This is a genomic window from Frigoribacterium sp. CFBP 13707, assembly GCF_014842245.1.
Lineage (GTDB): Bacteria > Actinomycetota > Actinomycetes > Actinomycetales > Microbacteriaceae > Frigoribacterium > Frigoribacterium endophyticum.
This window is the reverse complement of the sequence record NZ_JACYVL010000002.1, coordinates 59,227-82,615: the sequence shown is the minus strand read 5'-3', so window position 1 is coordinate 82,615 and position 23,389 is coordinate 59,227. Positions and strand designations below refer to the sequence as shown.

Below are 23,389 nucleotides of genomic sequence, written 5' to 3'. Positions count from 1 at the left end.
GATCAGAGGCCCGAGTAGGCGTGCAGGCCCTTGAAGAACACGTTGACGATCGAGAAGTTGAACATGACGGCCGCGAAGCCGATGATCGACAGCCACGACGAGCGGGCGCCGCGCCAGCCGCGCGTCGCGCGGGCGTGGATGTAGCCGGCGTAGAGCACCCAGATGATGAAGGTCCAGACCTCCTTGGTGTCCCAGCCCCAGTAGCGGCCCCAGGCGCGCTCAGCCCAGACGGCGCCGGCGATGAGGGTGAAGGTCCAGAGCACGAAGCCGACGAGGGCCACGCGGTACGCCAGGTCCTCCAGGCGGTCGGCCGCGGGCAGGGTGTCCATGAAGCGGAGGTTCGCCAGCTTCGCCTGCTCGCGCTTGGTCTGGATCAGCTGCGCGACGGAGAGGCCGGCCGCGATCGCGAAGAACCCGGTGCCGAGGATGGCCACGAGCACGTGGATGACCAGCCAGGCCGACTGCAGCGCAGGCTGCAGCGGCGAGACGGCGACGTAGTAGTTGACCGTGCCGATCGCCAGCAGGATGAGGTTGAGCCCGGTGACGTAGGCGCCGAGGTACGAGATGTCGACGAAGAGCTTCACCACGAGGTAGACGCCGACGATGATCGCCGTGCCGGTCAGCGAGAACTCGAACATGTTGGCCCACGGCACACGGCCCGCGGCGATCCCGCGCATGACGACCGAGGCGACGTGCACGAGCAGGCCGAGCACGAGCAGCGACGTGGCGACGCGCTCGAACTTCGAGGCGCGACGACCGCCGGAGGCGCCGGGCACGTCGCCCCCGCCGGTGACGGTGTCGGCACGGTCGAGCACGATGGTGCTGCCCCCGCCGGCGCCCTTCCGGAGCGTGCCGCCCGACGACCCCACCGGGGCGGCCGGGACGGCGACGGCCGAGGCGGCCTGCTGGGCGTCGCCGGAGCGCTTCGCCAGGTCGAGGGCGAAGGTCACGAAGGAGATCGTGTAGATCGCCATCGCCGAGTAGACGGCGACGAGCGAGTAGTAGGCGAGGTCGGCGGTCACGGAGTGATCCTACGTCCGCCGCGCGACGCGGAGGGCCCCGTGTCGTTCGACGTCGAGCCGGGGCGCGACGCCGCCTTCGCCGCCTCGGCGGGCACGCCGAGGGTCGTGAGGTGCGTGCGGGCGACCTCGCCGACGGCCCGGTCGAGCGTCGGGTCCTCCCCGCGCGCGAGGCCGGCGTACTCGAGCCGGAGGCCGGTGCCGGTGGCCGTGGCCTTGACCCAGACGCGGCGACGGGGCACGAAGAGGGCCGTGAGCAGGCCGCCGAAGGTGAGCACGGCGAAGAGCAGCACCCACACCTGCGAGGGGTCGTGGTGCACGTCGAGCGACGCGAAGCGCTTCACGTCGTTGAACGTGATCGTGCCGAGGCCGTTCGGCAGGTCGACCGTCTCGCCCGGGCTGAGCTGGAGGGCCTTCTGGCCGTTCTCCGCCCCCGCGCCGGCGATCTCGGTCATGTCGTCGGTCTTCAGCGAGTAGACCGACTGCGGCACGCCGTCGTCGAGCGCGAGGTCGCCGTCGTAGACGTTGAGGCTCAGCACCGGGTTGAGGAGGTCGGGGTAGCTGGAGGCGAGGATCCCCGAGCCGTCCCCGGTCTCGACCGCCGACGGGTAGAAGAAGCCGATCATGCCGACCTGCTCGGAGAGCCCGTCGGGCACCTTGACGACCCCCTGCGACGTGAGGTTCGCGTCCTGCGGGAGGAAGGGGATCGTGTCGGTGAACGGCTCGCTGCCGTCGGGCGCGGTGACGGTCACGTCGACCGCGTAGCCGTTGCCGAGCAGGTACACGGTCGAGCCGCCGATGGCGAGCGGGCTGTTGACCTTGATCTGCGTCGACCGCGGGTCGCCGCCCTGCGTCCGGGTCGTGACGTCGGCCGTGTAGTCGGTCGGCTGCCCCAGCGCGTCGGTGTTGGTCTCCTCGTACGTCGTGCGGAACTTGTCGAGCGTGATGTTGTACGGCGACAGCTGCGAGTCGCTGAACCACCGGCCGGGGTTGAACGAGTCGTACGACACGAGCGCGTTCGTGAAGGTCTGGCCCTCGACGATCACGCGCTGGCCGGTGTAGCCGAACCCCCCGCCGACGCCGACGGTGAGCAGCACCCCGACGAGCGCCGAGTGGAAGACGAGGTTGCCGGTCTCGCGGAGGTAGCCGCGCTCGGCGCTGACCGAGTCGCCGAAGACCTCGGTGCGGTAGCCGGCGCGCTTCAGCTGGGCGCGGGCCGCCGTGACGGCGGCGGCGGGGTCGAGGTCGACGCCCGACGCGCCTCCCTCACCGGCCTCCAGCGTGACCGAGCGGTAGCCGGCCAGGCGGGAGAGCCGCGCGGGCGTCCTCGGCGGGCGGGCCCGGAGCGCCTCGAAGTGGTGCTTCGTGCGCGGGATGATGCAGCCGATCAGCGAGATGAAGAGCAGCAGGTAGACGGCGGAGAACCACGGCGACGAGTAGGTGTCGAAGACGCCCAGCTTGTCGAGCACGGGGAAGAGGTCGGGGTGGTCGGCCCGGTACTGGACCACGCCGTTCGGGTCGGAGGTGCGCTGCGGCACGAGCGAGCCGGGGATCGCCGCCACCGCGAGCAGCATGAGGAGGAAGAGCGCCGTCTTCATGCTCGTCAGCTGGCGCCAGAAGAAGCGCAGGTAGCCGACCAGGCCGAGGCGCGGGTTCGTGACCCCGCCGTCGCGGTCGCCACCGGCGGACGCGGCCGCGTCGCCGACGGCGGGCTCGGCGGGGGCGACCGAGTCGTAGTGGTCGCTCGGCCTCAGCGGGTCGCCGACGGCGTCGGAGCCGTCGGTGACCTCGGTGCTGTCGACGGCGTCGGGGGTGCCGGTCGCGCCGGGCGCGCGGTCAGACGATCGTGCCATAGCCCGCGATCACCGCCCCGACCTCGGACATCAGCGCGGACCAGAGCCCGGTGACCATGAGAAGACCGATGACCACCAGGACGGAACCTCCGACGATGTTGACGACGCGGATGTGCCGCTTGACGAACGAGATGGAGCGCGACGCCCAGCCGAGGCCGAGGGCGACGAGCAGGAAGGGCACGCCGAGGCCGATGCAGTAGGCCACGCCGAGCAGCACGCTCTGGCCGACCGACCCGGTGTTCAGCGACATGGCCGTGATGGCGGCGAGCGTCGGCCCGACGCACGGGGTCCAGCCGAGGCCGAAGACGATGCCGAGCAGCGGGGCGCCGGCGAGGCCGGTCGCCGGGGTGAAGCCCGGCTTGAGGGTGCGCTGCAGCACCGTGAACTGGCCGATGAAGACGAGGCCGAGCGCGATCACGACGAGCCCCATCACGCGCACGATCAGCTCGCGCCACTGGATCAGCCAGAAGCCGACGGCGCCGAAGGCGAGGTTCGCCCCGACGAAGACGACCGAGAAGCCGGCGATGAAGAGGAGCACGCCGATGACCACCCGGCGGCGGTCACGGGCACGGCCGGCGTCGTCGCGGGCGCCGCCGGTCAGGCCGCCGACGTAGCCGAGGTAGCCGGGCACGAGCGGGAGGACGCAGGGCGACAGGAACGAGATCAGGCCCGCCAGCACGGCCACGGGCAGCGCGACGGCCAGCTGCCCGCCGGCGACCGCGTCGAAGAAGGGGTTGCCCTGGTACACCTAGGCCTGCTCGGCGACGGCGTCTTTGATCAGCTGGTCGAGGATGCTGGGGCCCTGCAGCCCGCCCAGGATGCGCGCGGCGATGCGGCCCTGCTTGTCGAGCACGATCGTCGTCGGCACGGAGTTCGGGGCGATGGTGCCCGCCAGCGCGAGCTGCACGGTGCCGTCGTTGGTGTCGACGACCGAGGGGTAGGTGACGCCGAACTTCTCGGCGAAGGCGAGGGACGTCTTGGCCTGGTCGCGCACGTTCACGCCGAGGAACTGCACGCCGTCGCCCTCGTGGGCCTGGCTGAGCTGCTGCAGGTCGGGCGCCTCCTGCCGGCAGGGCGGGCAGCTGGCGTACCAGAAGTTGAGAACGACGACCTGGCCGTCGAGGTCGGAGCGCGAGACCTCGTCGCCCGCGTCGGTCGTCGCCGTGAACTCGACCGGGTCGCGTCGCTCGTCGACGGGGACCTCCGTCACGGTGCCCTCGCCGGAGATGTAGTTCTCGGTGCCGCCGTCGGCGTACTGCTGCGCGAGGCCGTCGTTCGCCGACGTGCAGCCGGCGAGGGCGAGGGCGAGCACGGCCGCGGCGGCGAGGCCGCGGACGGTGCGCCGACGCAGGGACGGACGGGTGGTGGACGGAGCCGCGGAGGCCCCGTCGGACGGTGCTCGGGTGGTCACACTGCTCCCAGGTCGACGGCGTTCGCGAGCAAGTCTGCCGCGGGATCCTGATAGCCCACCTCGACGAAGCGGTCGCCGCGGCGCTCGAGGGTCGTCACGCTCGACAGCGAGCAGCGGCGGCGACGCGGGTCGTGGAAGAGGCGCGCGCCGGTGACGCTGCGGTGCACCATCCAGATCGGCAGCTGGTGGCTGACGAGGACGACGTCGCCGCCGTCGACGCTCGACCAGGCCTCGTCGACCGCGGCGAGCATGCGGGCGGCGATGCTGACGTAGGCCTCGCCCCAGCTCGGCTTGAGCGGGTTGACGATCCACGGCCACTCGGCGGGCACGGCCAGCTGCTTCGCGACCGTGAAGTCGCTGCGGCGCCCCTCGTACTTGTTGGTCGGCTCGATGAGGCGCTCGTCGACCTGCACCGGCAGCTCGAAGGCCTCGGCCCACGGAGCCGCGCTCTCGCGCGTGCGCTGCAGCGGGCTGGCGACGATCGCGGCGACCGGGGCGCCCTGCGCCTGCAGCATCGCGGCCGACGAGGCCGCCATGCGGTGGCCGAGCTCGCTGAGCCCGAAGCCCTCGAGTCGGCCGTAGAGGACGTGGTCGGGGTTCTGCACCTCACCGTGGCGCACGAGGTGGATCTGCTGGGCGGGCATGCGCCCCAGTCTAGGTCGGGGCCCGGCGCACACCTCCCACCGGGGAGACCCACAGGAGGCGCGGTGCGGGGCCCGCAGGGACGCCCGCGCACGGTAAACTCGGGCCTCGTGATCGAACGCACCCTCATCAACGACCTCGCTCCCCTCCCCGACGGCACCGTCACGGTGGCGGGCTGGGTCGACACGGTCCGTGACCAGAAGAAGGTGCAGTTCGTCGTCCTCCGCGACGAGTCCGGCGCCGTCCAGCTCGTCCGCCCGCGCACCGCGGCCGACGTCCTCGCCGAGGCGGGCGAGACCGACGAGGTCGCCGACGCGATCTCCGGCCTCTCGCAGGGCAGCTTCGTCACCGTGACGGGCCAGCTCAAGCACGACGAGCGGGTCAAGCTCGGCGGCATCGAGGTGAAGATCGACACCCTCGTCGTCGACAGCCTCGCCGACCCCGAGACCCCGATCGCCGCCGACAGCGGCATCGACAAGCGCATGGACTGGCGCTTCCTCGACCTGCGCGTGCCGCGGAACGCCCTCATCTTCCGCGTGCAGACGACCTTCGAGCACGCCATGCGCACCTACTGGGTCGAGCGCGGGTACATCGAGATCCACACCCCCAAGATCATGGCGTCGGCCAGCGAGTCGAACGCCGAGCTCTTCAAGGTCGACTACTTCGAGGGCAGCGCCTTCCTCGCGCAGAGCCCCCAGTTCTTCAAGCAGATGGCGCAGTCGGCGGGCTTCGGCAAGATCTTCGAGATCGCCCCGGTCTTCCGTGCCGACCCGTCGTTCACCTCGCGGCACGCGACCGAGTACACCAGCGTCGACGCCGAGATCAGCTACGTCGACTCCCACGAGGACGTCATGCAGATGCAGGAGGAGCTCCTGGTCGCCGCGTTCACGGCCGTCGTCGAGAAGCACGGCGCCGAGATCGCGGAGCTCTTCGACGTCGAGCTGACCGTGCCCACGACGCCCTTCCCGCGCATCCCCCTGGCCGAGGCGAAGCAGATCGTCGCCGACCGCGGCTACGTCGTGCCCCGCGCCGACGCCGACATGGACCCGGAGGGCGAGCGCCAGATCGCCGCCTACGTGAAGGAGACGTTCGACCACGACTTCGTCTTCCTCACCGACTACGACGCGTCGATCCGGCCGTTCTACCACATGCGCCACGACGACGACCCGCAGCTCACGAAGAGCTACGACCTCATCTACAACGGCACGGAGATCACCACGGGCGCGCAGCGCGAGCACCGCGTCGAGGTGCTCGAGGCGCAGATCCGCGAGAAGGGCATGAAGCCGGAGGAGCTCGGCGGCTACCTCGACTTCTTCCGCTACGGCGCCCCGTCGCACGGCGGCTTCGGCATGGGCCTGGCCCGCGTGCTGATGCTGATGCTGCACCAGCCGAACCTCCGCGAGGTGACGTACCTGTTCCGCGGGCCGACGCGCCTCACGCCGTAGTCGACACCGCCCCGCGGGGCGGAGCGCGACATCGCGACGGGCCCGACGAGAGCGATCTCGTCGGGCCCGTCGTCGTAGGGGCTCGCCGAGCGGTGCGGTGCGGCCGGAACAGCAGCGGCGGAGCGCCGAGGCGTCAGCCCCTCAGAGGACGGCCTTGCGCAGCGCGGTGCGGAGTCGGTCGGGCTCGACGCGCCAGATGGTGTGCACCCGGTCGTCGATGAGTACGACGGGGATCTCCTCCGCGTACTCGTCGCGGAGGGCGGCGTCGTCGAGGATGTTCGTCTCGTCGTAGCCGAGGCCGTGGGCCGCGAACTCCGGCTCAGCGAGCACGGCGTCGAGGGCTGTCCGGGCGTCGTCGCACAGGTGGCAGCCGGGCTTCGTCAGCAGGGACAGGCGGGGAGCACTCACGCCCCGACCCTACCGGCCCCCGCCTCCGCGCATCCCGCGGCGTGACGTCCCGCCCCGCTCCCCCGCATCCCGCTTCCTGCCCGCTGCCGCAAATGCCGACCCACGGCCTCCTGATACAGGAGAATCCACGCCTCAGACACGTCCAGGCTGCAGATCGGTCGGCATTTGCTGTCACCGACGACGAGCCGCTGCGGCAGCAAGGAGGGGAAGCAGGAAGCCACCGCGTCGGCGGCTGGCCCACAGCGCCGCGCCCGGCAGGGCGCCGCGCCCCGCAGGGCGCCGCGCCCGGCAGGGCGCCGCGCCCGGCAGGGCGCCATGGGCACCGAAGGAGCCGACAAAAGAAAGCGGCCCCTGACCGGAACGGTCAGGGGCACGCGGAGCCTGGCGGCTACTTCTTGTTGCGACGCTGGTGGCGCGTCTTGCGGAGCAGCTTGCGGTGCTTCTTCTTCGCCATGCGCTTGCGACGCTTCTTGATGACAGAACCCATGTGGACCTCGCTGATTGGACTGGATCGGAACAACCGGGTCCGAAACAGAACCGCGGAAAAATACCTCGGGGCAGTCTACAAGGGCCGGACCCGAATGTCGAAGTGGCGTCAGCCGACGTCGGCGACGCCGATCTGCAGGACGGCCGCGACGGCCGACTCGGGCACCCGGAACGAGCGGCCGAAGCGGATCGCGGGCAGCTCGCCGGAGTGGACCATGCGGTACACGGTCATCCGCGACACGCGCATCATGTCGGCCACCTCGGCCACCGTGAGGAACCTCACGTCTGACAGGTCGTGCGCCACGGGTCCACCTTCGTCGTCGGGCACCGGCAGCGGCAGCTCCCGGGTCGTGGCCACTCTAGGGGCGTGGCCGACCCCGTGCAACGGATCGGTCGTCAGCGGCCGAGGCGCTTGCGGACCGGCTCGATGACCCGCTCGTCGAGGGCGCTCTGGGCGTCGTGCAGGGCCGAGGAGGCGCGGTGCTGCGCGTCCGCGACGGCACGGCCCAGCGTGCTCCCGACGTCGCCCGCGTCGGGGAGGTTCTCGGCCGCCCGGCGGATGGGCGCCGGCATGGCCACCCCCGCCCACGCGGCGAACGCGCCGGAGGCGACGCCGTCGAGCTCGTCCGCGGCGCCCGCGCCGAGGAAGGGGATGAGCCAGTCCTCGACGGTCTCGAGCGGGACGGTCTCGATGCCGTAGTAGCGGTGCTGGCCGACCTCGCGGACGTGCACGAGCCCGGCGTCGCGGAGCACGCGGAGGTGCTTCGACACCGTCGGCTGACTGAGGCCGAGGGCCGTGACCATCTCGCCGACGCTGACGTCGCCGGTGGCCGAGTCGGCCGAGACGTGCGCGTCGAGCAGCACCTTCAGGAGGTCGCGGCGCGTCCCGTCGGCGATTACGCTGAAGATGTCGGGCATGCAGCCACAGTAACGACCACGGCCCCCGAGTACCATGACGACCGTGTCGCGCCCCTCCGTCGCCGATCGGCGCCTGCCCCGTCGAGACCCCCGCAGCCCCTTCGCGCGGCTCTCCGAGTGGATCGACGACATCGGGCGGCACTCGCCGGCGCGGTTCGCCATCATGATCTTCACCGGCCTCATCGTGGTCTTCACGCTCGTCTTCTCGCTGCCGGTCTCGTCGGCCGAGGGCAGCAGGACGCCGTTGGCCGACTCCCTCTTCACCGCCGTCTCGGTCATCTGCGTCACCGGGCTCGCGACCGTCGACATGGCCACGCACTGGTCGCTGTTCGGGCACGTCGTCATCTTCGTCGGGGTGCAGATCGGCGCCATCGGCGTGCTGACGCTCGCGTCGATCATGGGGCTGGTGGTCTCGCGGAAGCTGGGCCTGCGCGCCCGGCTGATGGCCGCCTCCGACAGCAACCCGCTCCGCGTGCACGCGGGCCCGGTGCCCGAGGGCCAGGCCGTGCGGCTCGGCGAGGTGGGCGGGCTGCTCGCCACCGTGGCGCTCAGCTCGGCCGTGATCCAGACCGTCATCGCACTGCTGCTCATCCCCCGCGTGCTGCTCGACGGCATCCCCCTCGGCGACGCGGTGCTCGACAGCTTCTACTACTCGGCGATGGCCTTCACGAACACGGGCTTCACGCCGAACGCCGACGGGCTCGCCCCGTTCGCCGACGACTACTGGTTCTTGTCGCTGATCATGGTCGGCGTCTTCCTCGGCAGCATCGGGTTCCCCGTCATCTACGCGCTGGCCCGCAACCCCCGCAACCCGCGACGCTGGTCGGTCCACGTCAAGCTCACGCTGGTCACCAGCGGAGTCCTGCTCCTGGCGGGCACCGTCCTCTACATCGTGCTCGAGTTCGACAACCCGGAGACCTTCGGCGACATCGCGGCGGGCCCGACGATCTTCCAGTCGCTCTTCCTCAGCACGATGACGAGGTCGGGCGGGTTCGCGACCATCGACATCTCCGAGCTCAACGGGTCGTCGCTGCTGGTCACCGACATGCTCATGTTCATCGGCGGCGGGTCGGCGTCGACGGCCGGCGGCATCAAGGTGACGACCCTGGCCGTCCTCTTCCTCGCCGCGTTCGCCGAGGCCCGGGGCAACCGCTCGATGGAGGCGTTCGGCCGCCGGATCCCGAGCGACGTCCTCCGCCTGTCGGTCAGCGTGGTGCTCTGGGGCGCGACGATCGTCGCCGTGTCGAGCATCCTGATCATGCACATCACCAAGGAGCCCCTCGACCACGTGCTGTTCGAGTCGATCTCGGCCTTCGCCACCTCGGGCCTGTCGACGGGGCTGACCGACCGCCTCCCCGACTCCGGCAAGTACATCCTCGCGGTCACGATGTGGATGGGCCGCGTTGGTACAGTGACACTCTCCGTCGCCCTGGCCGCCAGCCAGCGACGCCAGCTGTTCACGCGAGCCGAGGAGCGACCGATCGTTGGTTGACAAGATCAAGCACGACGCCCCGGTGCTCGTCATCGGCCTCGGCCGGTTCGGCGCCGCCACCGCCGGCCAGCTCGAGCGACAAGACAGGGACGTGCTCGCCGTCGACACCGACGCGGGCCTCGTGCAGAAGTGGGCCGACCGGGTCACCCACGCGGTGCAGGCCGACGCCCGCAGCATCGACGCCCTCAAGCAGATCGGCGCCCAGGACTTCTCGATCGCGGTCGTCGCCGTCGGCTCGTCGATCGAGGCGAGCGTGCTGATCACCGCGAACCTCGTCGACCTGAAGGTGCCGCAGATCTGGGCGAAGGCGATCAGCCAGTCGCACGGCAAGATCCTGGCCCGCATCGGCGCCAACCACGTCATCTACCCGGAGCGCGAGGCCGGCGAGCGCGTCGCGCACCTCGTCTCGGGCCGCATGCTCGACTACATCGAGTTCGACGACGCCTTCGCGATCGTCAAGATGTACCCGCCGAAGCCGGTGCGGGGCGCCTCGCTCGCGAGCTCGAACATCCGCAAGAAGTACGGCATCACCATCGTCGGCGTGAAGAGCCCGGGAGGCGCGTTCGAGGAGGCGACGCCCGAGACGGTCATCAGCGACCACGACCTCATCATCGTCTCCGGCGACAGCCGGGCGATCGAGCGGTTCGCCGCCCTCGACAGCTGAGGCGCGTCGCGGAGGGCGATCGGGGCGGCTCGACGCCGCCCCCGCCGAGGGGCCGGCCGGGCCTAGGTGACGGCCGGACTCAGCTGCCGGCCGCGATCTCCCGGTTGCGGGCCAGCGCGGCCTGCGTCGCACGCTCGAACAGCTCGCGGAGGCCGCCCTCGGCGAGCTCGGCGACGGCCCGCTCGGTCGTGCCGCCCGGGCTCGTCACGCGACGACGCAGCTCCGCTGGGGCCTCGGCGGCCGGCAGCAGGTCGCTCGCGGCGAGCAGCTCGCTCGCCCCGCGGAACGTGCCCTGGACGAGCGTGGCCGCCTGCGCGGGCGTGAAGCCCTGCGCGACCGCCGCCTCCTGCAGCTGCTCGATCAGGTAGAAGACGTAGGCCGGGCCGGAGCCGGAGATCGTGCTGAGGGCGTCGATCTGCTCCTCGGGCACGACGACGACGTCGCCGACCACCTCGAAGACGCGCCGCGCCAGCGCGAGGTCGGACTCGGAGGAGCGGGAGCCGGGGGCCAGGCCCGTGACGGCGAGGCCGACCACGGCGGGCGTGTTCGGCATCGACCGGAGCACGGGAACGTGCTCGGGCAGCGCCGCCTCCATCGTGGCCGTCGTGACGCCCGCGGCGAGGCTGACGACGACCGTGCCGGGCTCGAGGGCCGGGCCGATCTCGCGGAGGAGGTCGACGACCATCCCGGGCTTGACGCCGATCAGCACGACCGACGCCCCGACGACCGCCGAGGCGTTGGCGGTCGGGTCGGTCTCGGTGGCGAGCGAGGTGACCGGGCCGCGGCGGAGCGCGACGGCCTTGGCCTCGGTGCGGTTCGTGACGCGGACGCCGCCCTCGACGACGACGTCGGGCGAGAGCAGACCCGCGAGGATCGCGCCGCCCATCGAGCCGGCGCCGAGGATCGCCGTGGTGGGGAGAGTGGTGACCATCAGGCCATCCTAAGATCGAGCTGAGCACCACGAGGGGATCGGACACCATGAGCACTTCCGGCGGCAACAAGGCGATCTTCGCGGCACTGGCCGCGAACCTCGGCATCGCGGTGACCAAGTTCATCGCCTGGGCCTTCTCCGGGTCGTCGTCGATGCTCGCCGAGGGCGTGCACTCGCTGGCCGACTCCGGCAACCAGCTGCTCCTGCTGCTCGGCGGGCGACGCGCGAAGAAGGCCGCCGACGAGGAACACCCCTTCGGCTACGGGCGCGAGCGCTTCGTCTTCGCCTTCGTCGTCTCGATCATCCTGTTCAGCGTGGGCGGGGTCTTCTCGCTCTACGAGGGCGTCGAGAAGCTCCGCGAGCCGCACCCGCTCGAGGTGCCCTGGCTGCCCGTGCTCGTCCTCGCGATCTCGCTGGGCCTCGAGGGCTTCTCGCTCCGCACCGCGATCCGCGAGGCACGGCCGTCGAAGGGCAGCCAGAGCTGGGTCTCGTTCATCCGCCGCGCCAAGGCCCCCGAGCTGCCGGTCGTGCTGCTGGAGGACGCCGCGGCCCTCCTGGGCCTCACCTTCGCCATGGTCGGCGTCGTGCTGACCTGGATCACGGGCGACGGGGTCTTCGACGCGATCGGGACGCTCCTCATCGGCGTGCTGCTCGTCGCGGTGGCGGTCGTGCTCGGCATCGAGACGAAGAGCCTGCTGATCGGCGAGGGCGCCTCGGCCGCCGACGTCGCCGCCATCCGCGCCGCCGTGACCGACGGCCCGGAGGTCGAGTCGATCATCCACATGAAGACCCTGTACCTCGGCCCGGAGGAGCTGCTCGTCGCCGCGAAGGTGGCCATGCCCGGCCGCACGCTGCTCAGCGACGTCGCCGCCGCGATCAACACGGTCGAGTCGCGCGTGCGCGAGGCCGTGCCGATCGCCCGCGTGATCTACGTCGAGCCCGACGTGTGGGTGGAGCCGGGCCACGTGGCTCCGGCGACCGACGCGATCGTGATCCGCGCGGCCGACTAGCCGTCGGCCCCGGCCCCGGCTGCGGCCGTCGTGCCGGTGCCGGTGCCGGTGCCGTCGTCGGCACGGCGGGCGGCGAAGAAGTCGTCCAGCTGGGCCCGGCACTCGGGCTCGCGGACGCCCGCCACGACCTCGGCGCGGTGCGGCAGCCGGCGGTCGCGGAGGATGTCGTAGACGCTGCCCGCGCCTCCCGCCTTCTCGTCCCAGGCCCCGAAGACCACCCGCGGCACCCGGGCCGCGAGGATGGCGCCCGCGCACATGGGGCACGGCTCGAGGGTGACGACGAGGGTCGTGCCCGTGAGGTGCCAGTCACCCGTGTGGCGGGCGGCGGCCCGGAGCGCCAGGACCTCGGCGTGGGCCGTCGGGTCCTGCGAGAGCTCGCGCTCGTTGCGCCCGGTCGCGATCACGACGCCGTCGGCGTCGAGCACCACGGCCCCGACGGGCACGTCGCCGGAGACGGCGCAGCCCTCCGCCTCGGCGAGCGCGGCCCCCATCCACCGGGCGAGCTCGGGGGGCACGGCGGTCACGGGGCTCCTCGGGTCGACGGGCGTCGGGGGCGGACGACTCCGCTACCGTGGAGCCTATGCGAGTGCACGTAGCGGACCATCCCCTGATCACCCACAAGCTGACCGTGCTCCGCGACGCGAGCACGCCGTCACCGACCTTCCGGGCCCTCACCGAAGAGCTCGTGACGCTGCTGGCCTACGAGGCCACCCGCGGGGTCCGCACCACCCCGATCGAGATCCAGACCCCCGTCGGCCCGACCACCGGGCTGGCCATCAGCCAGCCGCGGCCGCTCGTCGTCCCCATCCTCCGCGCCGGCCTCGGCATGCTCGAGGGCATGACGACGCTGGTGCCGACCGCCGAGGTCGGGTTCCTCGGCATGGTCCGCGACGAGGAGACCCTGCAGCCGACGACGTACGCCGAGCGCCTGCCCGACGACCTGTCGAACCGCCAGTGCTTCGTGCTCGACCCGATGCTGGCGACCGGCGGCTCGCTGATCGCCGCCATCGACTACCTGCTCGAGCGCGGCGCCGTCGACGTGACGGCGGTCTGCCTGATCGCGGCCCCCGAGGGCCTCGCCGCCGTCGAGGCCGCGATGCAGGGCCGCGACGTCAGCATCGTGCTCGGCGCCGTCGACGAGAAGCTCGACGAGAACGGCTACATCGTGCCCGGGCTGGGCGACGCGGGCGACCGCCTCTACGGCCTGGCCTGACCCCGGCGCCGCACCGGCGCCTCCCCCGCTCCCTCCCCGCAGCGCCCGATCCGGCCACGTCACCCGACGTGGCGCACGGATCGGGCGCTTCGTCGTGCTGCCTTGACAGGCCGTGCACGAGTGACAGAAGATCGACCCCATGACTGACAGCGTGTTCATCCCGACCTCCCCCGAGGCCTCCGGGAGCACCGGCATGATGATGCCGAGCGCCGTCGTCCTGTGTCGAATGTGTGCCTGATCAGGTCGCACCTCGCCGAGTCGCCGTGCCGCGCCGAGCGCGCTGCCGAGTTCGCCGCACGACCCTGCTGCTGAACCGCGACTCCCGGATGCACACGCGTCACCACCTCCGACGCGCATCCCCTCGGCCCTGAGCTCCCGCTTGACGGGCCGTCCGCCCCGGCACCGCTGCCCCCCGGCAGAGGCCTCGTCATCGAGGCCCCGGGCACCGACACACACCGAGCACTCCCCCGGCCGACGACGCCCGGGGGCGCGACTCACCTCACGCAAGGACCCCGCGTACCCATGTCCCTCATCCTCGACCGCCCCGTCACCGCCCCCGCCGTCGCCACCAGCCCCGTCGTCACCAGCCCCGTCGGCGCCGCCCCCGTCGGCGTCGCGCCGAGCGGCCGCCCCCTGAGCGCCGCCCCGGTCATCGCTCCGGCTCCCGAGGCGAGCGCCCCCGCCCGGCCCGCCGCCCCCCGGCCCCGCACGGTGCCCGAGGGCACCGAGGCCCGCGGCTTCGCCCTCTACGTCGGCATCGACGAGCTCAAGGCCGCGGAGGCCGACACCGACCTCGGCGAGATCGTCGCGCAGATCAAGGCCCTCGTCGCACGGATCGCCCCCGGCGCCGAGACCCACGCCGCCGTGGCGCTCGCCCCGACCGGCGCCGGCGGCCGCGACGTCGACGTCGTCCGGCTCGCCCTGCACGACCCCTCCGCCCTGGCGGCCCGCCGGCCGACCGTGGAGGACGAGGAGCCCGGCGCCCGCGGGGGCGTCGTCGTCGACATCTCGCGGAAGCGCCTCCTGCTCGACGGCGAGACCGCCCCCCTGACCTACAAGGAGTTCGAGCTGCTGCAGTACCTCGTGCTGCGCGAGGGCCGCACGATCGAGCGCGCCGAGCTGATCTCCGGCCTCTGGTCGGACGACGACGGCGAGGCCCCCAACGAGCGCACGATCGACGTGCACGTGCGTCGGCTGCGGTCGAAGCTCGGGGCCTTCGAGGACATCGTGCGCACCGTGCGCGGGGTCGGATACCGCTTCGACCGCCACGCTGACGTGTCGATCCGCCACGCGTCGACCCCGTCGCCCGACGTCTTCTGAGGGCCGGGGGTCCCCCTCAGGGGAAGTTCCCAGCAAGATAACGGTTCGGTAACTAGACCTCCGTTACCGCACCGTTATAGATTGACCGCGTTGAGGTTGTTTGCTGTGGCAGCCGACACGGAATGTGATTGCAGGACACTCTTGGTGCAAGGGAAGAGGGCCGGTCGCCTCGCGACCGGCCCTCTGTCACGTCCGGGCCCGACTCGACCCCGACGCTCGCTCGCCGGCGCGTGGGCCGGCTCGCCTGTCTCGTGACCGCCGCACGGCGTCCCCCTGTCGGCCGTTCTTCGTAGACTCGACGTCGACACGAGACGAGGTGGCGACATGAGCGAGACAGCCGTGGCCGTCGGGGCCTGGGAGGCCCTGTTCCGAGCACAGGTGAGCATCATGCGCGAGCTGAACGCCGCCTTCCCCACCGACGACATCTCGTTCAACGAGTACGACGTCCTCTTCAACCTGTCGAGCCAGCCCGAGCGGCGGGCCCGCATCCGCGACCTCACCCGGCACCTCCTGCTCACCCAGCCGAGCATCAGCCGCCTCGTCGACCGCCTGGCGAGCAAGGGGGTCGTCGAGAAGCAGACCGACCCCGGCGACGGGCGCGGCATCATCGTCGCCCTCACCGACCACGGCTACGACCTCTACCGGCGCACCGCCGTCGACCACGCAGCCGCCATCAGGCGCCGCGTGGGCGGCAGCCTCGACCACGACGAGCTCGTCGCGCTGACCGACCTCTGCACGCGCCTCCGCCTGGGCGAGACGACGGGCAGCCCCGGCGACCCGGGCGCGACGACCAGGGCCGACGCCGAGGTCGGTGCCGCCTCGTGACCTCGTCCCCCTCCGTCGTCTGGCTGCGCGACGACCTCCGCGTCGCCGACAACCCCGCCCTCGTCGCCGCGGTCGACCGCGGCGAGCCCGTGGTCGTGCTCGTCGTGCTCGACGACGAGACCCCGGGCATCCGCCCTCTCGGCGGGGCCGCGCGCTGGTGGCTCCACCACAGCCTGGTGGCGCTCGACGGCGCGCTCCGCGAGCTCGGGGCCGGCCTGACGCTCCGCCGCGGCCCCGCCGCCGAGGTGCTCCCGGCCGTCGTAGCCGAGGTCGGCGCCGGCGCCGTCTACTGGAACCGCCGCTACGGCAAGGTGCCCCGCGACACCGACGCGGCCCTGAAGACCGCGCTCCGCGACGAGGGCCTCGTGGCCGAGAGCTTCCAGGCGAACCTCCTCTTCGAGCCGTGGACGGTGCAGACCGGCCAGGGCCAGCCGTTCAAGGTCTTCACGCCGTTCTGGCGGGCCTGCCTCGACCGGCCCGAGCCCCGGCACCCACTCGACGCTCCCGACGCCGTGCGGCCCCCGGAGGCCCCGCCCGCCAGCGACGACCTCGACGCGTGGCAGCTGCTGCCGACGAGCCCCGACTGGGCCGCCGGGCTCCGAGAGACGTGGACCCCGGGCGAGGCCGCCGCACTGGACGCCCTGGAGGAGTTCGCCACGGGCCACCTCGCCGACTACGGCGAGCGCGACTTCCCCGCCCAGGAGGCGACGAGCCGCATGTCGCCCCGGCTGCGCTTCGGCGAGGTCAGCCCGTTCCAGATCTGGCACCGCATGCGGGGCGACCTCCCGCCCGCCTCGCGGGAGCGGGCGCAGTCGTTCCTCCGCGAGGTGGTCTGGCGCGAGTTCAACCACACCATCCTCTTCTCGTCGCCCGACCTGGCGACGGTCAGCTACCGCCCCGAGTTCGAGGCCTTCCCGTGGGCCGACGTCCCCGAGTCCGAGATCGACGCCTGGCGTCAGGGCCGCACGGGCGTGCCGCTCGTCGACGCCGGCATGCGCCAGCTCTGGACCACCGGGTGGATGCACAACCGGGTGCGGATGGTGACGGCGAGCTTCCTGATCAAGAACCTCCTGGTCGACTGGCGGGTCGGCGAGCAGTGGTTCTGGGACACCCTCGTCGACGCCGACGAGGCGAACAACCCCGCCAACTGGCAGTGGACGGCGGGCTCCGGCGCCGATGCCGCCCCCTACTTCCGGGTCTTCAACCCCGTGCTGCAGGGCGAGAAGTTCGACAAGGAGCGCAACTACGTCCGGGCATGGGTGCCCGAGATCGACACCGACGACTACCCCGAGCCGATGGTCGACCTGAAGGAGTCGCGGCGCCGCGCCCTCGACGCCTACGAGACGATGCGCCGCGCCTCCCCCGCGTCGCCCTGACCGCCGCACCGCCCGAGCACCGAGCACCGAGCACCGAGCACCGAGCACCGAGCACCGAGAGGCACCATGACCGACCCAGCCCGCCCCTCCGGCATCGACGCCGTCTTCGACGCGCGCCAGGCCGAACGTCGAGCGCCCAGCGTCGTGTTCGCCACCTTCGACCACGACGGCGTCACGCACCACGGCGCCCGCGGCGAGGTCGCGGGCGCCCTGCCGGGGCCGCACACCGCCTACCGGATCGCCTCCTGCACGAAGAGCTTCACCGCGGCGGCGCTGCTGGCGCTCCGCGACGCGGGGCAGCTCGTGCTCGACGCGCCCGTCACCGACTTCGTGCCCGCCTTCGCCGACGTCGCGCTGCCCACGGGCGACTCGCCCGTGCCGACGGTGCGGATGCTGATGACGATGTCGGGCGGCCTGCCGACCGACGACCCCTGGGGCGACCGCCAGGAGTCGATCACCGACGACGAGCTCGACGCCCTGCTGCGGCGCGGTCTGCGCTTCGACAGCGTGCCCGGCACGACCTTCGCGTACTCGAACCTGGGCTGGGCCCTGCTCGGGCGCGTCGTCGCGAGCGCGGCCGGCCGGCCCTACCGCGAGGTCGTCGAGCAGACGCTCCTCGGCCCTCTCGGGCTGCCGTCGACCGGCTTCGAGGCCGACGTGCCCGCCACCGGAGGCGTCGCCGTCGGGCACCGGCCGGTCGACGACGGGTGGGAGCCCCTGCCCTTCTCGGGCCCCGGCGCGTTCTCGCCCATCGGGGGGCTGTTCAGCACCACGACCGACCTCGCCCGCTGGGCCCGGTGGCTGTCGTCGGCGTTCGACCCCGAGGGCCGCGGCGACGTCGACGGGGTGCTGAGCCGCGCCTCCCGCCGCGAGATGCAGCAGCTCCACCGGCTCGTGCCCGGCCGGGGTGCGCACCCCTCGGGCTACGGCTTCGGCCTCTTCGTCGAGGAGTACCCCGACTTCGGCACCGTCGTGTCGCACTCCGGCGGCTACCCCGGCTTCTCCGCCCACATGCGCTGGCAGACCGCCACCGGCCTCGGCGCCGTGGGCCTCGAGAACGCCACCTACGCCCAGGTCGCCGTGCCCGTCAGCCGGGCCCTCGACGGCATGATGGCCGACACGGCGGAGGCGCGGGTCGTCGTCGCTCCGTGGCCCGAGACCCTCGCCGCGATGCCCCTGGTCGAGGCCGTCGTGCGCGGGCGCGAGGTGCCGGCGGGCTTCCTCAGCGAGAACGTCGAGCTCGACGTGCCGCTCGTGCGCCGCCGAGCCCTGTGGGCCCGCGAGCTCGAGGCGGTCGGCGGACTGCTCGACCACGACGACGAGGGCGCGGGCGAGGTGCCCGCCGCCGAGTCGGCGACCCCGTCGCACCGCGTGTGGTGGCTGCCCGGGCGACGCGGGGCCCTGCGGCTCGAGGTCCGGCTGACCCCGGAGGACCCTCCCCGCGTGCAGACCCTGTCGGTGCGCGCCGACACCGGGCGCTGACGCCGTGTCGGTCATCGCCGTCACCGGGGGCGCCGGCAAGGTCGCGGCCATGATCCGGCCGCACCTCGCCGCCGCGGGGCACGAGGTGCGCCTGCTCGACCTGGTCGCCCCGGCCGGCCCGCTCGCGCCGACCGAGTCCGCCGCGGTCGTCGGGGTGACCGACCTCGAGGCCCTGACGGAGGCGCTCCGCGGCGCCGACCTCGTCGTGCACCTCGCCGCGCACGCCGACGAGCGGTCGTGGGAGGACATCCGCGACGTCAACGTCGAGGGGGCACACGCGGTGCACGAGGCCGCCGTGCGGGCCGGCGTGCGGCGCGTCCTCGCCGCGAGCTCGGTGCACGCCGCGGGCTACCTGCCCTGGGACGCCGCGGCCGAGCACGCGGTGCCGGCCGCGCGGCCCGACACGTTCTACGGCCTGAGCAAGGTCGTGCTCGAGGCCATGGGCAGCCTCTACGCCGACCGCGCGGGCCAGCTCGTCGTCTCGGCCCGGATCATGACGGCGGTCGAGCGGCCCTTCGACGCCCGGAGCCTCGGCACCTGGCTGTCGGCCGGCGACGCGGCCCGCCTCGTCGAGGCCGCCCTGACCACCACGGCCACCGGCCACCACGTCGTCTGGGGCGTCTCGCGCAACACGCGTCGACCGGTCTCCCTCGCGGCCGGCGAGGCCGTCGGCTACCACCCGGTCGACGACGCCGAGGCGTACGCCGACGAGGTCGACGAGCCGCCGGTGGGGGGCTCGACGCCGATCGGCGGCAGCTTCGTCGACCACCCGCTCGGGGAGCCCATGTGAGCGGCGCCGACGCGGCGCCGGGGCGGGCGCCGGTGACGTGCTCGGGGCGACCGGACGCTACCGTGGCTCCGTGACCCTCCTGCACCGCGACTCCGCCGTCCGTGACATCGACCCCCTCGCGCTCTACGGGCTGCTGAAGCTGCGGGTCGACGTCTTCGTCGTCGAGCAGGAGTGCCCCTACCCCGAGCTCGACGGGCGCGACGTCGAGCCCGACGCGCAGATGCTCTGGGTCGAGGAGGACGGCGAGGTGCTGGCCACGGTCCGGCTGCTCTGCGACGGCGACGACCGGCGGATCGGCCGCGTCGCGACCGCCGCGTCGGCCCGCGGCCGCGGGCTCGCCGCCCAGCTGATGGAGCGGGCCCTCGCTGACTGCCCCGGCCGCCTCGTGCGGCTCGACGCCCAGGCGCACCTCGAGGGCTGGTACGCGCGCTTCGGCTTCGTCGTGGACGGCGAGCCCTTCCTGGAGGACGGCATCCCGCACGTGCCGATGTCGCGGGTCGTCCCGGCCGCCTGACCAGCGCCTCCCGCTGGGCCGCCCCGCCCGCCGCCCACGCCCCGCCCGCGCCCGGCCCCCGTCCCCCGTCCTGGCCGGACCTGGACGGGGGTCGTCCGGACCGTTCCGTCCGGTCCGCCCGCGCCCTAAGCTCGGGCCATGCCACGTCGAGCCACCCCTCCGCGGGACCGCATCCTCGAGGCGGCGCACGCCGAGTTCGCCGCCCGCGGCCTCGCCGGTGCCCGCGTCGACTCCATCGCCCGCGAGGCCGAGGCGAGCAAGGAGCGGCTCTACGCCCACTTCTCGACGAAGCGCGACCTGTTCGACGCCGCCCTGGGCGAGAGCATCGACCGCTGGCTCGAGGCCGTCCCGTTCGACGCCCACGACCTGCCGCAGTGGGCGAGCAGGCTCTACGACCACCTCGCGACGCACGCCGACGACGCACGCCTGCTGCTCTGGGGGCAGATCGAGGGCGTCACGCTGCCGAGCCCCGGGGTCGTCGACCACGAGCAGCTCGACCGGCGCCGCGAGGCCGTCCGGGCGGCGCAGGCCTCGGGCGACATCCCCTCCGACTGGGACGCCGACGAGCTGCTGACGATGGTGTTCGGCAGCGTGCTGGCCTGGTTCGTCACGCCGACCGCGACGAACCTGCACCAGGGCCCGCACCAGCGGCGGTGCGACGTCGTCGAGCAGGCGGTCCGGCGACTCGTCGGCTGAGCGGGAGTACCGTCACGGGGTGACCACGACGACCCCTGCCCCCGACCTCTCCCCCGACCTCCGCGACCTGCTCGACAGCGTGCCCGACACCGGCACCGTCGAGGCGGGCGACGTGGTCTACGACCACGACGGCACGCCCCTCGAGGGCTTCCTCGCCACGCCCGGCGACGCCGACGGCGCCCTCCGGCCCGCGGTGCTCGTGCTGCACGACTGGTTCGGCGTCGTCGACCACGTCAAGGTGCGCGCCCAGATGCTGGCGCGCCTCGGCTACGTGGCGCTGGCCGGCGACGTCTACGGCCAGGGCGTCCGCCCCGGCCCCGGCGAGGCGGCGGCCGAGGCCGGCGCCTGGTACGGCGACGTCGCGGCGTTCCGCGCCCGCCTCACCGCCAACCTGGAGCGCCTCCGCTCCGAGCCCGGAGTCGACCCCGAGCGCATCGCCGTGATGGGCTACTGCTTCGGCGGCTCCGGGGCCCTCGAGCTCGCCCGCTCGGGCGCCGACGTGGCGGGGGTCGTGTCGTTCCACGGCGGCCTCGGCACCGGGGCGCCCGCCGAGAAGGGAGCCGTCAAGGCCCCCCTGCTCGTGCTGACGGGCGCGGCCGACCCGGTCGTGCCGGACGACGCGGTCGTCGGCTTCGAGGACGAGCTGCGCGACGCCGAGGTCGGCGACTGGCAGGTCGTCAGCTACAGCGGGGCGATGCACGCCTTCGCGGTGCCGGGCACCGACAGCCCCGAGCACGGCGCGCAGTTCCAGGAGACGGCGAACCGCCGCTCGTGGCTGCAGATGCGCGGCTTCCTCGACGAGGTCCTCGGCGAGCACTAGCCCCCTCCGCGACGACGGCCGGCCCCCTCGGGGGGCCGGCCGTCGTCGTCTCGGTCGTCAGGACGCCGGAGGGGTCAGAACCCGACGACACGCCCCGAGGAGGCGCGGCGCGCGAGGTCGCGCAGCTGGACGGCGGTCGAGACGGCCGCGTGGGCGGCCTCCCGCCCCTTGTCCTCCTTCGAGCCCGGCAGCCCGGCCCGGTCGAGGCCCTGCTGCTCGTCGTCGAGGGTGAGCACACCGAAGCCGACCGGCTTGCCGGTGTCGAGCGTCACGCGGAGCAGGCCCGACGTCGCGGCGTCGGAGACGTACTCGAAGTGCGGGGTGCCGCCGCGGATGATCACGCCGAGCGCCACCACGGCGTCGGCCCCCGCCTCGAGGGCGGCCTTCGCGACGACCGGCAGCTCGAAGCTGCCGGGCACGCGGACGACGGTCGCCTCGGCGCCGAGCTCGGCGATCGTGGCGAGCGCGCCGGCGAGCAGGCCGTCGCTGATCGCGGTGTGCCAGGTGCCGGCGACGACGGTGACGCGCAGGCCGCGGCCGTCGACGGGCTCCTGCTCGGTGGGTGCTCCTGCGCCGCTCATGCGGTGGTCCTCTCGGTGGGGGCGGGGCGACCGGGGAGGTCGCCGGGGGTGGTGGGGGCGGCCGGGCCGGTCGCGAGGCGGTGGGCGACGACCTGGGCGATGGTCACGACGGGGACGCCCTCGCGGCGCCCCAGCTCGATGAGGCCGGGCAGCCGCATCATCTCGCCGTCGTCGGCGACGATCTCGCTGATCGCCGCGACGGGGCGGAGGCCGGCGGCGACCATCAGGTCGACGGCCGCCTCGGTGTGGCCGTCGCGCTCGAGCACCCCGCCGGGCCGGGCCCGGAGCGGGATGACGTGGCCGGGGCGGTGCAGGTCGTCGCGGACGGAGGCCGGGTCGGCCAGGACCCGCAGGGTGCGGGCGCGGTCGGAGGCGCTGATGCCCGTGGTCACGCCCTCGGCCGCGTCGACGCTGACCGTGTACGCGGTGCCGCGGGCGTCCTCGTTGCGGGCGACCATGGGCGGCAGGTCGAGGAGGTCGGCGATCTCTGCCGACATCGGGGCGCAGACGAACCCGGACGAGACCCGCACCGTCCAGGCCAGCCACTCCTGGCTCGCCAGCTCGGCGCTCAGCACCACGTCGCCCTCGTTCTCGCGCGACTCGTCGTCGACGACGATGACCGGCCGGCCACGACGGAGGTGGTCGAGGACGGTCGCGACGTCGTCGAGGGGCTCGGCACCCGTGCGCCGAGGCGCCTCGGGGGCACCCGCGCGGGCGCCCGACGCCTCGGTCACGACGCCCGGCCGGAGCGGTGCGCGCAGGCGGTGGCGTCGAGGGCGAGCATGCGGCGCACGTGGCGCGCCAGGACGTCGGTCTCGACGTTGACGCGGTCGCCCGGGGCCTTGTCGCCGAGCGTCGTGGCGGCGAGGGTCTCGGGGATGAGGCTGACCTCGAACCACCCCTCCTCGACCCCCGGCTCGCTGATGCCGCTGACGGTGAGGCTCACGCCGTCGAGCGTGACGGAGCCCTTGTCGACGAGGAGGGGGGAGAGGTCGTCGGCGAGGCTCAGGCGCACGCGCCGCCAGGCGTCGCCCTCCTCCGTCTCGAGCACGGACGCCGTGCCGTCGACGTGGCCCTGCACGATGTGGCCGCCGAGGCGGTCGCCCACGCGGGCCGCCCGCTCGAGGTTGACGGGCAGGCCGGGCTCGAGGTCGCCCAGGGTGCTCGTGACCAGCGTCTGCTTCATGACGTCGGCCGTGAACGACTCCCCGTCGCGCTCGACCACGGTGAGGCAGACGCCGCTGACCGAGATGGAGTCGCCGTGCTCGGCGCCGTCGACCGCGAGCGGCCCGTGCACGGTGAGGCGGACGCTGTCGCCCACGTCGGCGAGCCGCACGACACGGCCCTTCTCCTCGACAAGACCCGTGAACACGTCAGATCACCGCCGTCGGCAGGAGAGACGGGAGGGCGGGCACCGGCGTCGGCCGGCGCCGCGGGGCGAGGGTGGTGGTCATCATGTCTCCGTCGGTGAGCCTGCTGGGGCTCTCCGGGGA

At 73.2% G+C, this 23,389-nt stretch carries 26 protein-coding genes and 1 pseudogene; 13 read left to right on the top strand and 14 right to left on the bottom strand.

The features are described 5' to 3' along the window. Positions 1–2: 2 nt before the first annotated feature. Genes ccsB through IFT45_RS04140 form a run of 5 tightly spaced genes read right to left on the bottom strand, consistent with a single transcriptional unit; the run spans position 3 to position 4,927 of the window. A complete protein-coding gene (ccsB, locus tag IFT45_RS04160) occupies positions 3–1,022 on the bottom strand; it encodes a c-type cytochrome biogenesis protein CcsB (protein ID WP_369814245.1) in 1,020 nt (339 codons plus the stop codon). Then, the gene (locus IFT45_RS04155; RefSeq protein ID WP_192126875.1) at positions 1,019–2,872 is read right to left on the bottom strand and encodes a cytochrome c biogenesis protein ResB; all 1,854 of its coding nucleotides are present in this window, start codon (positions 2,870–2,872) and stop codon (positions 1,019–1,021) included. The genes ccsB and IFT45_RS04155 overlap by 4 nt, the downstream gene beginning before the upstream one ends. After that, complete coding sequence (locus tag IFT45_RS04150; protein ID WP_167258444.1) at positions 2,856–3,620, bottom strand: cytochrome c biogenesis protein CcdA; 765 nt, start codon at positions 3,618–3,620, stop codon at positions 2,856–2,858. The genes IFT45_RS04155 and IFT45_RS04150 overlap by 17 nt, the downstream gene beginning before the upstream one ends. Further along, positions 3,621–4,283, bottom strand: a complete 663-nt coding sequence (locus tag IFT45_RS04145) for a TlpA family protein disulfide reductase (RefSeq protein WP_371810871.1) — start codon at positions 4,281–4,283, stop codon at positions 3,621–3,623. It lies immediately after the preceding gene. After that, a complete protein-coding gene (locus IFT45_RS04140; protein ID WP_056052943.1) occupies positions 4,280–4,927 on the bottom strand; it encodes a histidine phosphatase family protein in 648 nt (215 codons plus the stop codon). The genes IFT45_RS04145 and IFT45_RS04140 overlap by 4 nt, the downstream gene beginning before the upstream one ends. A 108-nt stretch (positions 4,928–5,035) precedes the next feature. On the opposite strand from IFT45_RS04140, the gene aspS reads away from it, so the two are divergent. Continuing rightward, entirely contained in the window at positions 5,036–6,370 is a 1,335-nt protein-coding gene (aspS, locus tag IFT45_RS04135) for an aspartate--tRNA(Asn) ligase (RefSeq protein ID WP_185231744.1), read from the top strand. A 141-nt stretch (positions 6,371–6,511) separates the two neighbouring features. Here aspS and IFT45_RS04130 read toward each other — a convergent pair whose 3' ends face one another. From IFT45_RS04130 to IFT45_RS04115, 4 genes are all read right to left on the bottom strand, one after another. Beyond that, positions 6,512–6,778: a glutaredoxin family protein gene (locus tag IFT45_RS04130; protein ID WP_192045362.1), complete on the bottom strand. Its 267-nt coding sequence runs from the start codon at positions 6,776–6,778 to the stop codon at positions 6,512–6,514. 388 nt (positions 6,779–7,166) lie between these two features. Continuing rightward, complete coding sequence (locus IFT45_RS04125; protein WP_003792170.1) at positions 7,167–7,265, bottom strand: 30S ribosomal protein bS22; 99 nt, start codon at positions 7,263–7,265, stop codon at positions 7,167–7,169. 108 nt (positions 7,266–7,373) lie between these two features. Then, positions 7,374–7,568, bottom strand: a complete 195-nt coding sequence (locus IFT45_RS17450) for a helix-turn-helix domain-containing protein (protein WP_082514421.1) — start codon at positions 7,566–7,568, stop codon at positions 7,374–7,376. Positions 7,569–7,660: 92 nt separating this feature from the next. After that, on the bottom strand, positions 7,661–8,182 hold the full coding sequence (locus IFT45_RS04115; RefSeq protein WP_056052936.1) for a helix-turn-helix transcriptional regulator: 522 nt from the start codon (positions 8,180–8,182) through the stop codon (positions 7,661–7,663). Positions 8,183–8,225: 43 nt separating this feature from the next. On the opposite strand from IFT45_RS04115, the gene IFT45_RS04110 reads away from it, so the two are divergent. Both IFT45_RS04110 and IFT45_RS04105 read left to right on the top strand, forming a co-directional pair. Beyond that, positions 8,226–9,674: a TrkH family potassium uptake protein gene (locus IFT45_RS04110; RefSeq protein WP_369814244.1), complete on the top strand. Its 1,449-nt coding sequence runs from the start codon at positions 8,226–8,228 to the stop codon at positions 9,672–9,674. After that, complete coding sequence (locus tag IFT45_RS04105; RefSeq protein ID WP_056052929.1) at positions 9,667–10,338, top strand: TrkA family potassium uptake protein; 672 nt, start codon at positions 9,667–9,669, stop codon at positions 10,336–10,338. Before IFT45_RS04110 ends, IFT45_RS04105 begins: the two co-directional genes overlap by 8 nt. Before the next feature lie 79 nt (positions 10,339–10,417). Here the strand turns inward: IFT45_RS04105 and proC are convergent, their stop codons facing one another. Then, on the bottom strand, positions 10,418–11,269 hold the full coding sequence (proC, locus tag IFT45_RS04100; RefSeq protein ID WP_192126874.1) for a pyrroline-5-carboxylate reductase: 852 nt from the start codon (positions 11,267–11,269) through the stop codon (positions 10,418–10,420). 47 nt (positions 11,270–11,316) lie between these two features. Here proC and IFT45_RS04095 point away from each other — a divergent pair, with 47 nt between their 5' ends. Next, positions 11,317–12,279, top strand: coding sequence for a cation diffusion facilitator family transporter (locus tag IFT45_RS04095; RefSeq protein ID WP_192126873.1), 963 nt, complete (start codon positions 11,317–11,319; stop codon positions 12,277–12,279). Here IFT45_RS04095 and IFT45_RS04090 read toward each other — a convergent pair. Continuing rightward, a complete protein-coding gene (locus tag IFT45_RS04090; RefSeq protein ID WP_192127360.1) occupies positions 12,276–12,770 on the bottom strand; it encodes a nucleoside deaminase in 495 nt (164 codons plus the stop codon). The genes IFT45_RS04095 and IFT45_RS04090 overlap by 4 nt on opposite strands. Positions 12,771–12,859: 89 nt before the next feature. Between IFT45_RS04090 and upp the strand changes: the two genes are divergently transcribed. From upp to IFT45_RS04045, 9 genes are all read left to right on the top strand, one after another. Then, positions 12,860–13,492: a uracil phosphoribosyltransferase gene (gene upp / locus IFT45_RS04085; protein WP_056052921.1), complete on the top strand. Its 633-nt coding sequence runs from the start codon at positions 12,860–12,862 to the stop codon at positions 13,490–13,492. Between the two features lie 522 nt (positions 13,493–14,014). Continuing rightward, positions 14,015–14,812 carry a winged helix-turn-helix domain-containing protein gene (locus IFT45_RS04080; RefSeq protein WP_082514249.1) on the top strand — a complete coding sequence of 266 codons (798 nt, stop codon included), beginning with the start codon at positions 14,015–14,017 and terminating at the stop codon, positions 14,810–14,812. 324 nt (positions 14,813–15,136) lie between these two features. Then, positions 15,137–15,637, top strand: coding sequence for a MarR family winged helix-turn-helix transcriptional regulator (locus IFT45_RS04075; RefSeq protein ID WP_192045359.1), 501 nt, complete (start codon positions 15,137–15,139; stop codon positions 15,635–15,637). Continuing rightward, positions 15,634–17,013 carry an FAD-binding domain-containing protein gene (locus IFT45_RS04070; protein ID WP_192126872.1) on the top strand — a complete coding sequence of 460 codons (1,380 nt, stop codon included), beginning with the start codon at positions 15,634–15,636 and terminating at the stop codon, positions 17,011–17,013. The genes IFT45_RS04075 and IFT45_RS04070 overlap by 4 nt, the downstream gene beginning before the upstream one ends. Positions 17,014–17,079: 66 nt before the next feature. Next, a complete protein-coding gene (locus IFT45_RS04065) occupies positions 17,080–18,495 on the top strand; it encodes a serine hydrolase (RefSeq protein ID WP_192126871.1) in 1,416 nt (471 codons plus the stop codon). Positions 18,496–18,499: 4 nt separating this feature from the next. Beyond that, positions 18,500–19,285 (top strand): NAD-dependent epimerase/dehydratase family protein, encoded by a 786-nt coding sequence (locus IFT45_RS04060; RefSeq protein WP_192126870.1) that lies wholly within the window; start codon positions 18,500–18,502, stop codon positions 19,283–19,285. 70 nt (positions 19,286–19,355) lie between these two features. Then, positions 19,356–19,799 (top strand): GNAT family N-acetyltransferase, encoded by a 444-nt coding sequence (locus IFT45_RS04055; RefSeq protein ID WP_219731548.1) that lies wholly within the window; start codon positions 19,356–19,358, stop codon positions 19,797–19,799. Positions 19,800–19,937: 138 nt separating this feature from the next. Further along, positions 19,938–20,495, top strand: coding sequence for a TetR family transcriptional regulator (locus IFT45_RS04050; protein WP_056052909.1), 558 nt, complete (start codon positions 19,938–19,940; stop codon positions 20,493–20,495). Between the two features lie 19 nt (positions 20,496–20,514). Beyond that, complete coding sequence (locus IFT45_RS04045) at positions 20,515–21,315, top strand: dienelactone hydrolase family protein (RefSeq protein WP_185231732.1); 801 nt, start codon at positions 20,515–20,517, stop codon at positions 21,313–21,315. 74 nt (positions 21,316–21,389) lie between these two features. On the opposite strand, the gene ribH is transcribed toward IFT45_RS04045, so the two are convergent. The 3 genes and pseudogenes from ribH to IFT45_RS04030 form a co-directional block, all read right to left on the bottom strand. Further along, positions 21,390–21,896 carry a 6,7-dimethyl-8-ribityllumazine synthase gene (gene ribH / locus IFT45_RS04040; RefSeq protein WP_185231731.1) on the bottom strand — a complete coding sequence of 169 codons (507 nt, stop codon included), beginning with the start codon at positions 21,894–21,896 and terminating at the stop codon, positions 21,390–21,392. Between the two features lie 80 nt (positions 21,897–21,976). Then, positions 21,977–22,513 (bottom strand): annotated as a pseudogene (gene ribB / locus IFT45_RS04035) (3,4-dihydroxy-2-butanone-4-phosphate synthase); the annotation flags it as partial. Between the two features lie 113 nt (positions 22,514–22,626). Further along, on the bottom strand, positions 22,627–23,268 hold the full coding sequence (locus IFT45_RS04030; protein WP_192126869.1) for a riboflavin synthase: 642 nt from the start codon (positions 23,266–23,268) through the stop codon (positions 22,627–22,629). Between the last annotated feature and the right edge of the window lie 121 nt (positions 23,269–23,389).